Origin of the sequence: Acinetobacter sp. YH01004, from assembly GCF_013420455.1 — a bacterium.
In the GTDB taxonomy this organism is placed as follows: Bacteria; Pseudomonadota; Gammaproteobacteria; order Pseudomonadales; family Moraxellaceae; genus Acinetobacter; species Acinetobacter towneri.
Genome location: NZ_VOXZ01000008.1, coordinates 24,805 through 37,251 on the forward strand (window position 1 = coordinate 24,805; position 12,447 = coordinate 37,251).

The 12,447-nt window shown below is 40.9% G+C and carries 10 protein-coding genes and 4 pseudogenes; 9 read left to right on the forward strand and 5 right to left on the reverse strand.

Annotated elements, in window-relative coordinates:
- The first annotated feature begins 242 nt into the window (after positions 1-242).
- Together FTT71_RS07265 and FTT71_RS13385 are read left to right on the forward strand one after the other, a co-directional pair.
- Positions 243-1,475, forward strand: a complete 1,233-nt coding sequence (locus FTT71_RS07265; protein WP_094069408.1) for an ATP-binding protein — start codon at positions 243-245, stop codon at positions 1,473-1,475.
- A gap of 38 nt (positions 1,476-1,513) precedes the next feature.
- Positions 1,514-1,600: pseudogene (locus tag FTT71_RS13385) on the forward strand (HNH endonuclease); the annotation flags it as partial.
- A 268-nt stretch (positions 1,601-1,868) separates the two neighbouring features.
- Here the strand turns inward: FTT71_RS13385 and FTT71_RS07270 are convergent.
- Positions 1,869-2,696, reverse strand: a pseudogene (locus FTT71_RS07270) (TonB-dependent receptor domain-containing protein); the annotation flags it as partial.
- A gap of 474 nt (positions 2,697-3,170) precedes the next feature.
- Between FTT71_RS07270 and FTT71_RS07275 the strand changes: the two are divergent.
- Positions 3,171-4,724, forward strand: coding sequence for an esterase-like activity of phytase family protein (locus FTT71_RS07275; protein ID WP_167846514.1), 1,554 nt, complete (start codon positions 3,171-3,173; stop codon positions 4,722-4,724).
- A gap of 67 nt (positions 4,725-4,791) precedes the next feature.
- Positions 4,792-5,673 (forward strand): hypothetical protein, encoded by an 882-nt coding sequence (locus tag FTT71_RS07280; protein WP_179989051.1) that lies wholly within the window; start codon positions 4,792-4,794, stop codon positions 5,671-5,673.
- Between the two features lie 22 nt (positions 5,674-5,695).
- On the opposite strand, the gene FTT71_RS07285 is transcribed toward FTT71_RS07280, so the two are convergent.
- Positions 5,696-5,899: a hypothetical protein gene (locus tag FTT71_RS07285; protein WP_094069354.1), complete on the reverse strand. Its 204-nt coding sequence runs from the start codon at positions 5,897-5,899 to the stop codon at positions 5,696-5,698.
- Positions 5,900-6,289: 390 nt separating this feature from the next.
- On the opposite strand from FTT71_RS07285, the gene FTT71_RS07290 reads away from it, so the two are divergent.
- The 4 genes from FTT71_RS07290 to FTT71_RS07300 are packed head-to-tail and all read left to right on the forward strand — an operon-like array spanning position 6,290 to position 8,368.
- The gene (locus FTT71_RS07290; RefSeq protein WP_154320130.1) at positions 6,290-6,592 is read left to right on the forward strand and encodes a type II toxin-antitoxin system HigB family toxin; all 303 of its coding nucleotides are present in this window, start codon (positions 6,290-6,292) and stop codon (positions 6,590-6,592) included.
- Between the two features lie 31 nt (positions 6,593-6,623).
- Positions 6,624-6,995, forward strand: coding sequence for a type II toxin-antitoxin system HigA family antitoxin (locus tag FTT71_RS07295; protein WP_000354814.1), 372 nt, complete (start codon positions 6,624-6,626; stop codon positions 6,993-6,995).
- Between the two features lie 25 nt (positions 6,996-7,020).
- The gene (locus tag FTT71_RS13330; RefSeq protein ID WP_257229829.1) at positions 7,021-7,263 is read left to right on the forward strand and encodes a hypothetical protein; all 243 of its coding nucleotides are present in this window, start codon (positions 7,021-7,023) and stop codon (positions 7,261-7,263) included.
- Positions 7,247-8,368, forward strand: coding sequence for a DEAD/DEAH box helicase family protein (locus tag FTT71_RS07300; protein ID WP_373685898.1), 1,122 nt, complete (start codon positions 7,247-7,249; stop codon positions 8,366-8,368). The genes FTT71_RS13330 and FTT71_RS07300 overlap by 17 nt, the downstream gene beginning before the upstream one ends.
- A 44-nt stretch (positions 8,369-8,412) precedes the next feature.
- Here the strand turns inward: FTT71_RS07300 and FTT71_RS07305 are convergent.
- A pseudogene (locus tag FTT71_RS07305) lies at positions 8,413-9,327 on the reverse strand (type II toxin-antitoxin system HipA family toxin); the annotation flags it as partial.
- A pseudogene (locus tag FTT71_RS13390) lies at positions 9,324-9,629 on the reverse strand (transcriptional regulator). The pseudogenes FTT71_RS07305 and FTT71_RS13390, both read right to left, overlap by 4 nt.
- Before the next feature lie 237 nt (positions 9,630-9,866).
- Between FTT71_RS13390 and FTT71_RS07315 the strand changes: the two are divergent.
- On the forward strand, positions 9,867-11,180 hold the full coding sequence (locus FTT71_RS07315) for an ATP-binding protein (protein ID WP_070153175.1): 1,314 nt from the start codon (positions 9,867-9,869) through the stop codon (positions 11,178-11,180).
- A gap of 143 nt (positions 11,181-11,323) precedes the next feature.
- On the opposite strand, the gene FTT71_RS07320 is transcribed toward FTT71_RS07315, so the two are convergent.
- Positions 11,324-12,442: a hypothetical protein gene (locus FTT71_RS07320; protein WP_179989052.1), complete on the reverse strand. Its 1,119-nt coding sequence runs from the start codon at positions 12,440-12,442 to the stop codon at positions 11,324-11,326.
- Positions 12,443-12,447: the final 5 nt, after the last annotated feature.

Genomic DNA, 12,447 nt, shown 5'->3' on the forward strand with positions numbered 1-12,447 from the left:
ATCACCATTGCTCATCTAAGGAGTAGACCCAGATACGATATTAGGCATATTTAGGTTTTTTGTCGTGTACAGAGTCAAAAAAGATAGAATCTGGATTTTTATTACATTTACTATCCGTATACTTCAACAGCAGCTTTGAATGTTTCACTTAACCTTAAACTTTTTTTAAAATTAAATATATTTACATATACGTTCTAAAATTTGATATAATTTATTAAAACTTTAGATTCCAAGTGTAAATAATGAGAAGCGCTAATATTCGACGTGATGGCTACTTAAAATTTCTGAATACATGGCAAGACCGTGATGTCATTAAAGTACTTTCAGGTGTGCGTCGCTCTGGAAAATCCACCTTATTGGCAATGTTTCAACAAATCCTAAAAGCACAGGGTGTACAAGCCGAAAACATCATTGCCATCAACTTCGAATTTATGGAATTTGAAGAACTCACCGATTACCGTAAACTACATGATTATGTATTGTCCAAAGTTGATAAAAGTAAAAAAAACTATGTTTTCTTAGATGAAATACAACATGTTACAAATTTTGAGAAAGTAGTCGACTCTTTATATGTTCGGGATTATATCGATTTATATATTACAGGCTCAAATGCATTCTTTCTAAGTGGAGAACTTGCGACTTTACTTACAGGACGCTATATCGAGCAACATGTTCTACCTCTGTCATTCCAAGAATTTAAACAGTGGCATATTGAAAATAATCCGATCATCCAACAATTATCAAATCGTGATTTGTATGCCATGTATACGCGCAGTAGTTTCCCTTATACGCTTGCCATGACTAGCCAGCAGGAAACTTATGATTACTTGCAAGCAGTCTATGCCAGTGTAATGTTTAAAGATGTTATTCCCCGTTTGAATACTGCCGATATTAACTCTCTCGAGCGTGTCGCAAGATATTTGGCAAGCGTGACAGGCTCACCTATTTCCATCAATAAAATTAAAAATACCTTTGTTTCAAGTGGGGTTAAAATTTCATTTGAAACAGTAAAACGCTATATTCAGGGCTTACAGGACAGTTTGTTATTTTATAGTGCCGCACAATTTAAAGTACGCGGGCGTGAGTTATTACAATCCTCTGAAAAATACTATTTAGTTGATGTCGGATTGCGCCGGATTATGTTGCCTGATGCTAATGCTGATCAAGGTCATATCTTAGAAAATGTGATTTATCTTGAGCTTGTCAGACGAGGTTATACGGTCTATGTAGGGCGGGTTGATGAATATGAAATTGATTTTGTTGCTGTCGATACTTTACAGAATTTAACTTATTATCAGGTGGCATTAGAAACGCTCAATGAGGAGACACTCAGCCGAGAGTTACGTCCATTACAGAAAATTTCTGATTCGTATCCCAAGTATTTGCTTACCTTAGACACGATAGGGACTGAAGCGAATTATAATGGTATTGTAAAAATGAGTGCTCTCGATTGGTTGCTATCTGAAAATAAGTAAAGTTGAGGGTAGACATGGATACACTTATTTATTAATTAAAACTCAAAGACTTTTCAGCATTAACCAAGAGTGTGATCAAGCATAATTTCTGCTCCATTTGTGATGGATTGATTTACCTCGACTCGATTTCTATCTGATTAAGATGTATGGTCCGCTTGCATCATGTGAGGACAGGAAAAGGCGAAACGGCTACTTTTTGCATGTGATTAGATAGTTACGGCTGTTATAATCCGTTACTTAACGGGGGATTAATATGTTTAAAAATTTATTACTGAGTTTATTTGTGGCTGTTCCACGGCTTTGTTGCATAAAGATTTTGTAAGCTTCTGATTTAAATAGGTTTGTATGAATTTCAACCTAAAAATTAATGAACAAAATCAGTTGGTTATGTATTTATGCAACAAAGCCTATGTTAGAATATTTTTTTATCGATAGTCCAACATTAAAATTTCGTCTATCTGCGGGCTCAAAGAAACGATTATTACTATCATTGACAATCACGGAACCCACATAGTTTCGATCTAATAAATTATCTAGTCGTGCATAAGTATTTACTTTCCAGTCTTTATTGACCCACAAATAGCCAACATTTGCCGCAACGACCGTATAACTTGGTGCAGTATCAGAGTTGATATCATCGACATAAATCTTGTCCATATAACGTGCTTCTAAGCCTGCCTGAAATCCCTGCTCAGGTTGCCATGCCAAGCCTACAAAAGCTTGATTCTTGGCAATACCTGGAATATATGTTCCTTTTTGTATCAGCGGTTTGGTTGTGGTCGCTGGAATATCAGCATCAAAAGTCGCATCTAAATAACTATAACTGGTTCGAATATTGAGTGCTTGCCAGAGCTGTTTTTGCCACGATAACTCTAAGCCTTCACGTAAGGTTTTTTCTGCATTACGAAATGTGCTTCGCCCGCCATTGGCATCGTCAGGCACAATGTCATTTTTAGTTTCAGTATGAAATACAGCAAAAGTAAATAACCCTAAGGTATTCTGCGATTTTAAGCCAAGTTCTACGGTATCACTGGTCGCAGGTTTTAAATTAAAGTTAATGCCTGAAGTCCCTACTGTAAGATAGGCCATCTCGGTAAAGGTTGGTGTTTCGAAGCCTTTGCCATAGCTAGCATAAGTATAAAGCTCAGGTAATATATCCCAGCCTAAAGCGACAGTTGGAAGTAACTTTTGATAATCTGTTGAACCACTGTCATCACCATTGCCTGTGGTTTAGTCATGGTGCTGAAGCTATTTCTGATGTCTTAATTCTATTACCTGCAACACAGTACATTTAAGTTGATGATGCTACTAGCAATGTTTTAACTATTGGAAAATATTACAGTAATTTAAATTATTTGGGGGAATTTTCAATAAACATAAATTTCGACACGTCACATTGTGTCGTTAGTAAGTAGGATGATTCAATCACTTCAAACTTAGCATTGGTATAACCCTGCCCTATGAGACAGCTTCATAATAAGGCTGCTTATATCTAGAATACTGTGGCAGTTTAAAGTTTTATTTTAATTTTACCTCAAACCACATTTGATAAATAATGAAGAAAACCTAGATATAACCCCCACAAACTACTGATATTTTTAATTTGCTAAAATTTTACATTGATCATATTTCATTCATGTAATTGTCATTTTTGCTTCTTATGATGAAGCTTTTTAAACATGATGCTTCAAAAAAATGAAAAAAAAACCACTAACCTTAGCTTTATTAGCTTCGACAATTTTATTAACCGCATGTACTGATGATGGGGACAATGGTCAAAATGGATTGAATAGTTTGATTCAACAGACGCCTTTAGTACTTGGAAATGATGATTGCTGGAGTGCTGGAACACGTATTGAAAGTGGTTTGGATAAAAATCAAAATGGTGAGTTGGATGCGAATGAAATCCAGCAAAGCTCCATCCAGTGTGGTCCAAACTTATTTGCCCAAGGGGTTGCATTGCCTTACCAAAACTTAACAAGCTTTAAGGCGAATGGAACAACTATTGCGAGTGCATTTACACTTCGACAGGGTGGCTTTGGCTCTGATGTTGCTGCCCATCCTACGAACAATAAACAATTTTACGCAATCACAGATCGTGGCCCAAATGCTGACTATAATGATGGCGTGAATGGTGCTGGTAAGATTTTTCCAATGCCAGACTATATACCTAAAATTGGGTTGTTTGAGGTACAAGATGATGGCTCAATCAAACTCATCAAAACGATTTTATTAAAAGATCGTGATGGAAATAATATTAGTGGATTACCGAATACTGCTGCACTAGGTGGTACAGGCGAAACACCTTACGATATTCATGGCAAGGTCATCGCTAAAGATCCATCAAAGCCTTATGACCCAATAACGAACCCTATCAAACTTGATGATTACGGTCTCGATTCTGAAGGTTTGGCAGCATTGAATGATGGTACATTCTGGGTGAGTGATGAATATGGTCCTCACATTGTGCACTATGATGCCAATGGAAAAGAAATTGGTCGTATTAATCCTTTTGTAAATGATGTGCGCAATACCTTCACTTTACCGCAAGAATTTAGTTATCGTCGTGCCAACCGTGGTATGGAAGGTTTAACTATTACACCTGACCAAAAAACATTGGTTGGGATTATGCAATCGACAATGGACTTACCGACTAAAGCTGTTAATAAATCAACCTTAACACGTATTGTGACGATCAATCTTGAAACAGGAAAAGTTGCTCAGTATCTCTATCGTCAAGAAATTGATGCTAACTCAAACTCAGCTATTATTGCGATTAATGATCATGAGTTTTTAGTACTGGAACGTGATGGCAAATTCCTTAAAGACGATCCGAATATCATGAAACATGTTTATCGTATTGATCTGAAGGATGCTACCAATTTGGAGGATATCGCAACTCAGGGCGATCTAGTGCAAGATCCTAAACTTGGTTTAACGATTGCAGGTAAAACCCTCGAGCAATATTTCATCAATAACGATAAAAAATGGGAAGCATTACAAGCACTAAATATTCAGCCAGTAAGTAAAACATTGGTATTGGATATGGGTAAACGTGTAAGTTATGCGCATGACAAAATGGAAGGTCTATGGTTGATTAACCGACAAACTCTTGGCATTGTGAATGATGATGACATGGGTCTTTGGACAACCAATGGTTTAGAGCAAAAGTATTTGGATAATGTGGGCATGCGTGTCGATACACCTACCTTATATATTGCCGATAAGTTAAATCTTTTCAACCCATAACAATGAATGAAGCCCAAAAGCTAAAACTTTTGGGCTTTTTAAATTCAACTTTTGTCTAGAGAGAAAAATGAGAATAACTCAATCGGCTTTGATAACTTTCTTGGCAATTACAGTGCTACCATCGCTGAGCTATGCATCTCCCAAAGCCACATCTCGCGAATACAAAGTACTATTAGATCCCATAAATTTTAATTATGGAAATGAAGCAAGCAGCATAAATAGCTATTTTTCAGCGGTGAAAAATGCGATTGAAAATAAAATCAGTCGTGACGTAACTGGTGCTATGATCTTTGATACACAAAGAGAAATCCGCTTTTACGATACTCAAGGAAGCTGTACTTTAAAAAATATGGGATACAGCTTCAGAGAGCGTAATGAAAATGGTACAAAAGAAGTAACTTTAAAGTATCGTGGATATGACCATTATATTGCTGACTTCAAAGATTTGACTAGCAATGTATCAGGCGCAAAAACTAAGCTAGAAGATGACATTACTCGTAAAGATAACTTGAGTTTCCTTGTAGTTGCAAGCAAGTCAACAACCGTACCAACCTCGCGAACCATTAACGATTTTGAGGATATCAATATTCTATTTACTGGCTTCAAAAATGACTATAATTTTAATAATAGTCTAGCCCTGAATCAAGTTGGTGGTCTAACTATCTATGAACGAAAATATAGTGGTGCAACGATTGATTTAGGTGAATTCGATGCAGATTTAGAGTTAAGTTTATGGTATACCCTATTGCCTTACGGTAGTCTAAAACCTGTTTTAGCAGAAATTTCGTTTAAATATTCAGATCCCAATGCGAATTTCACAAGAAAAGTAGTTGATCGTGCTGCTTTAAGCTTCAGTGCTTTAAAAGGTTTAACCCAATATAATGCACCAACTTCGACAGCAACAAAGACTCAGTTTGTGTACCAATATCAATCAAATTTCTGCAATTAGCCTTCATACACATCTAGAAAATTTAACCTGATAGAAACAATAAAAAATGGGTAACTGTCAGATCAGGTTTGAGATACAAGTTATCCTTCTCTGCCCCAATTTCAAGCCCAATATTTAAAGCTTGGGCTGTTCTAAACACATTAATCACACAGCCTAAACCGAGTGAATAAATCGGCTGTCTTAATAGAACAACAACAGCACCTAGAATATGCTCAACTTCAGCCACAGTTTCAGGCTCGTATAGGTATTTTCCGTTCGCTTCTACGTGATTGTCAGTTTAGGACGCAAACTGGGGCTCATCCCGCCTGCACGTCCAACGCACAGCTTGGGGTATGAAGAATCACTCTATTGGTTCAGAGTATTGGCCTTCTTCGATGGCAAACGCAGCCGCATGTCGAAAAGGCCCATCAGGTGAAAATAGCAAGCCCCCCATTTGATCACTTACCGTGGCAGTTGGGACAATGGGGCAACACTTGATATGCCGAGCTTAAGAGGGTGAATAAGAGGGATGTGAACCGCCCCAAGGAATGGGGCAATTGGGGATGCGGTAACAACTCCTAACCGCATCAAGAATACCAAACTTGCAAAAGTCCCAAATTGGGACTAATATCTATTTATGAGAATTATCGCACTATCAACCTTAAAAACATTTTGGGAAGACAGCTCAGAATACATTGACGCTAAAGAGCCAACGTTAGCTTGGTATAGGCATGCATTAAACGCTGATTGGGGAGCACCGGCGGATGTGAAACAGGACTTTAGAAATGCCAGCATCCTCAAAGATGGGCGTGTCGTGTTTAACATTGCCGGTAATAAATACCGGTTAGTTGCTTGGATCAATTATGCGTACAAAGTGGTTTACATACGGTTTATCGGCAGCCATGCGCAATACGATAAAATTGATGTACAAACGATTTGAAGCCAAAAGGTAGTAACAAGAGGTAAATATAATGGACATCAGACCTATTAAAACAGATGCCGACTACCGCGCGGCATTAAACGACATCGAAAACCTAATGATGGCGGAGCCTGATACCGTCGAAGGCGAAAAGCTGGACATTTTGGTTACGTTAGTCGAGGCCTACGAAGCAAAGCATTTTCCAATGGATTTGCCAGACCCTGTTGAGGCAATAAAGTTTGAGATGGAGCGCAAAGGCTTAACCGTTAAAGATCTTGAACCCATGATAGGTAAAAGCAATCGTGTTTATGAAATCCTAAACCATAAGCGATCACTCACGCTAAAAATGATTTGGAAACTTCATGAAGGGTTAGGTATTCCAGCAGAGTCGCTGATCAAGCCACCGCAAGTTCGCGCTTTATAGTGCTGCGAATCAAAATTAGTTTGTTATGAATGACGCTCGCTACCCAAACATTTCTGCTATTGATAACAGGCTAGCTGAGCTTGAAAATGAAAAGCAGCAGCTTCTCGCATTAAGAGAGGCTTTGCGTAGCGCTCAAATCGAGCGTTCAGTACAGACATTCACGCCAGAACAAAAGGTCGCCTTATTCAGACAACGATTTCGTGGAAGAGAGGATATCTTTGCCAATCGTTGGCAAAATCAACAGGGGCGCAGTGGCCGCAATATCTAAACATGACTTCGGTATTTTGCATGCGCCAACTGCATTTGGAAAAACGGTTACTGCCATTGCTATGATCGTAAAACGCAAAGTAAATACCCTCATACTGGTTCATAGCCGACAACTGCTCGAACAATGGCAAGAGCGCTTACGCACGTTCCTACCCGAAGTAACCATTGGCAGTATAGGCGGAGGTAAAAGAAAGCCGAGTGGCATTATCGACATAGCCACCTACCAAAGTTTGGTTAATAAAAAAGACAATTCCATCACTCCTCTCATTCAAGACTACGGCCATATTATTGTTGACGAATGCCACCACCTATCTGCACCAAGGTTTGAAATGGTACTCAACGAGGTAAGAGCAAAATATGTATTGGGCCTTACAGCAACACCAGAGCGACAAGATGGTCATCAAAAGATCATTTTTATGGCGGCAGGGCCTATTCGCTACAAAGTGAAACAAAGCCCTGATGAGCAATTTACTCAAACCGTGATGATTCATCAGCTCTACGATGTACCAGCAGCAGAGCTTATAAAAACAGATGAGCGCCCCAAAATAAGCGATGCCTACCGCTGGCTCGTCAATAATGAGCAGCGCACTTCAAAAATCGTCTCAGACGCCTACGAGTGTGTTCAAAATGGCGGACACCCGTTAGTCCTTACAGAGCGTAGAGAGCACGCAGAATCCATACACTCACGACTTACCGAAATGGGTATAAGCACTGTCGTACTTAAAGGCGCCATGAAAGCTGCGGAACGCAAGAACGCTGACAATCATCTGCAATCGGCTCAAGTCGTCGTCGCAACAGGAAAATATGTAGGCGAAGGGTTTGACCTACCAAGACTGGATACGTTGTTTTTGGCCATGCCCATCTCATGGAAAGGAACATTGGCTCAATATGCCGGTCGTATTCATCGTGAATCGGAAGGCAAAACACAAGTCACTATTCACGACTATGTGGACTGCACTCTCCCTATGCTGCAACGCATGTTTAAAAAACGCGAGAAAAGCTACAAGGCTATGAGGTACGCCCTTGAGTACATTGATGACAACAGTAACAAGCAACCTTCATTGAAATTAGAAAACATCCCTTCACCAAATACCAAGCCAAAATAAACAGCAGCACTTCATTAAACACTTCCCCATGCCTTTACCCCCATACGCCAAAACTGAGCTAAATCAGCTGTGGTTTGTGCTCCACAATTGGAAATAAATTCAGCAATCTCTAAGTAGCTGGCACCTTGAGATTGTTCACCATCATAGTATTGAAGCTGTGTCATGGCCGACGAAAAATGCAGCCGCTTGTCACCGTCGCGGTCAAACCGTTTTGTTAAGAAGGTATGGTGCTGTGACGAAAATTGCCTCATCTCACTTGGAAACATGTCAACACCTGCCGCTAACGCCAATTCATAACAGACCATCTCCCACGCGCCCACATCATGGGTATCGTTTAAATTGGGAAACTTAGCAATCCACAAGTGGTCTTGTTCATCTGTGACACAAGCTTTGGGCCTTGCACCACCTAATGATGAGCCTGGAGAAATCAGCATTTTCAACCAGCGGTAATACTCGTCACTGTCGATGTTATCGTCTTTTTCAATCTGCATTGCTGCATGCTCTAGCTCTCGCAAAGAAGCCATTGGCGGCGCAGCAAATTCAGAATTGTCGTCCAAAAAAGCATTCGAGCCTGTTCGCTTAAATCGAATACCACCCATCCGGTAAGAGTCATTTACGCCCAGCAGGTAATCCAATTCGTTTAATCGACTTGTTGCTCGAATGCCTTTGCGCGCCTCAATCGCCGCACGCCGCTGCATTAAAATACGCCCCCATCTATCAGGCGATGAATCAAGAAATGCGCGGAAGCTTTTATCGACTTCATCGTTTTAGAGTACACCGGAGTGGAGGGTCAGGATGGGATCAATTTGCAAGCGATAGGCTGAGGTTAAAAATGCTTTATCGTAGGCAAAACTAAACACGCCACCTCGGCTTGAATCGCTGTAAGAAAGCAGCCCTATTAGCAAAGGTGCTTCAATTGGCTGCCAGTCGGCATAGACTTCAACGATTTCACGGCTCATCTTGAACCTTCCAGCAATTTTATGTTTTGCAGCTTGATACCCACTTCATCATGGGCGGCCATTTCTGCAAAGTTGCTTTCCATGCCAAGAACGGCCATCACCTTTAAGTAAGTGCCTATGGCAACGCCCGGATCACCGGCTAAGACTTAATTCACGGTTTTATGATCAAAACCAGTACGTTCACACAGTAGCTTTTTGGTAAAACCACGTCTTTTCATCGCCAACAGCAAGTCTTCACCAAACTGCGTCAGGATTTTACGCTGCTTTGGAAACAATATATTGTGTAAGTCACGCTTAGCCATATCACCAACCAAAGGGACTATATTCCCACTTTACTCAATATAATTGGATTTATATCCTACTTTTAGGTTTAGCTTGCGCGTTGGCCAAGGCGATGATGTGAATCCCTGAATGCCAAAGGTCATCAAATTACACTTTTATGCGCATAAAAATGTAAAATTCCGCACTTTTCTGCGCGTAAAAGTGTAGGCTGAGTTATACTACAGGCAGTTAACAGTCTTAATTGGCGGGAAATGACAATGCAGCGCAACTTACTAAACGCCCTAATAACATGGAAAAATCAACCGGTGCGCAAGCCATTATTGATCGATGGTGCAAGACAAACAGGTAAAACCTATCTGCTACAAGAGTTATTTGGGAATACCTTTGCCAACATCCTTCGTATCGACTTCCTTGAAAACCCTGCCTACAAAGAAGCGTTCGATGGCTCTCTGTCACCTGACGAGCTAGTAATGAATATTGAGTTGTTAACCAACCAAGCGTTCAACCCAGAAACCGATCTGCTGATATTAGATGAAATTGGCGAATGTGAACGTGCCGTTACCTCACTAAAGTACTTTGCTGAAAAAGCACCGTCCTATTTTGTCGCTGCCAGCGGCTCGAATATTGGTTTGCTCAACACCTTCCCTGTGGGCAAGGTAGAACAATACAATTTACGACCACTGACCTTCCAAGAATTTATTTACGCATCCAACGAGCAAGCGCTGATCAAAGCGTTTGATAGTCAAGCAAGCACACCGGCAGTACACACCAAATTGATGGACAAACTCACTGACTACTTTTTTACTGGTGGTATGCCGGAAGCCGTTTCTGCTTGGTATCAGTATAAGGATTCAAGCATTCTAGAGCGTGTTGAAAAAGTCACAAAAATTCATGCCGATTTAGTGGAAGGTTATCGCCGCGATTTTGGTAAGTACGCGGGCAAGGTCGACACCACACTGATTGAATCGGTATTTAATAGCATTCCAGCCCAGCTATCACTTGTCAGCGATGAGTCGGTTAAACGCTTTAAATTTAAGCATGTGCATGAGCGTAAATCTCGTTATAGCGATTTTGAAACCGCGATCCATTGGCTTAACTGCTGCCGCCTAGCTTTGCCAAACTACCCTATTGAAGGATTGCCGAAATCTCCGTTAGCGGCCTATAAAAAAGAAAATATGGTGAAACTGTTTTTGTTTGATGTGGGTCTGCTTAATCATATGCTCGGCAGCAGTTATAAAGAAATTAAGCAACAAAACTATGAATACAAAGGTTATGTGGCTGAAAACTTTGTGCAACAAGAGCTCACTGCCATTGGCGTTGACCCAAGCTATTCATGGAATGACGCCCGTGCCGAAATCGAATTTATTTTGGCGACCGATGAAGGCGATATCGTCCCTGTGGAGGTCAAAAGTGGTAAACGTACAAGAGCAAAATCGTTGGCATCCTACGTTGAAAAATGTACTCCAAGTAAAACCTTTAAGTTAACGGGTACACAAGGCTCATCCGCATTAGAGCAAACCAATATCGTGATGCCTTTGTATTTCACGCAGTATTTACCACAGAGATGGTAAAAGCGCGTTACTTAGACCCCGAGGTCTACACAAAGTGACTTCATAGGTAACAATTTGTAGACCTTTGGTGGGCTTACAACCTTTCAACCAACCCTCAATCGGTTTTTTGCTAACGTCATTTGGCCAGCCTATCGCCTCATCGTTTAAAGCAAATCACTCAAGCGATTTAACAGTGCTTTACGGCTATTATTCGCCACAACAAAGCGCTTAAAACGTTGTTCAAACGCCGCTTCATCAGCTTTGAACTGATAGGCCTCAAACAGCTGATGCAGATAGCGTGATGCCGCATCGTAACCACTGGCGCAAGTTCGATCCGCTTGCTCTTGTGATTGCTGCCAGTAGTGCTCACGTTGATTGTAGATATACGTCAACGCTTTTTCTTTTTCCGCTTTTTCGATAGCTAATTTTTTTGCGAGTGCTGCGGCTTGCTCTTGCTGTAATTGACTTTGCGCTTGCTCAATGAAAGGAGAAATGACGGCGGAAGTTAACCAGTATTGATAGATCTCGTCTGTGTTGACAGGTTCTTTTCGCGTCAGCGCTAAGGCTTGGTGACGGGTTAGCTGGCCTTGCTCAAACAACGTGCGTAATAGCGTGTCTTTCTCTGCTTGCGAGAGATTATGGATCCACGCATCAAGCGTAAGCTGAGTTTGTTTGGCTTGGTGACTGGGTTGTTCGCTCAGCACCATGGCGAGCGCCTTAACCAATGCTAAGGGAATATCATACAGCGCAGCAAACGACTGCTCCTCTTCCCTGAGGTGCTCAAAATCGAATTGAATTAACGGCACTCGCTCAACGCCATCATTAAAATCAAACGCTTTGAGCCACATTAAGTACACAAGGCGCCAATCCCCTTGCATTAACCCGCCGCGTAAAGCGGCTAAATGCTGGAAAAAGTCGTCAGCATGCTCATCGTCAAAATACTCATCACACTCCTCAAGGGAAAAAATCAGCAACTGCCACTCATCGTTTTCGTGAACATGAAGTCCATCACTTGAAAAGCCAAGTAACGCATCTGGAAGCGTTCCTGCTGGTAGCTTGATGTATACATCGATTGAGCCCCAATCGGCATAGTAAAAACCGATATCAAAGTATTTTAACATCAGCTCAAAAGGCTCGGCCTTTAGATCACTGTAGGTGTAATACACCTGAAAGGCCGTAGCGCTGATCTCGGCACGGCTTGAAATGGCTCTGAGTGCTTGACGTGCTTTAGCATCTAAATACCCATCCAGACGCTCAAATTTATAGTATTGAAATTCGCTCACGGTGA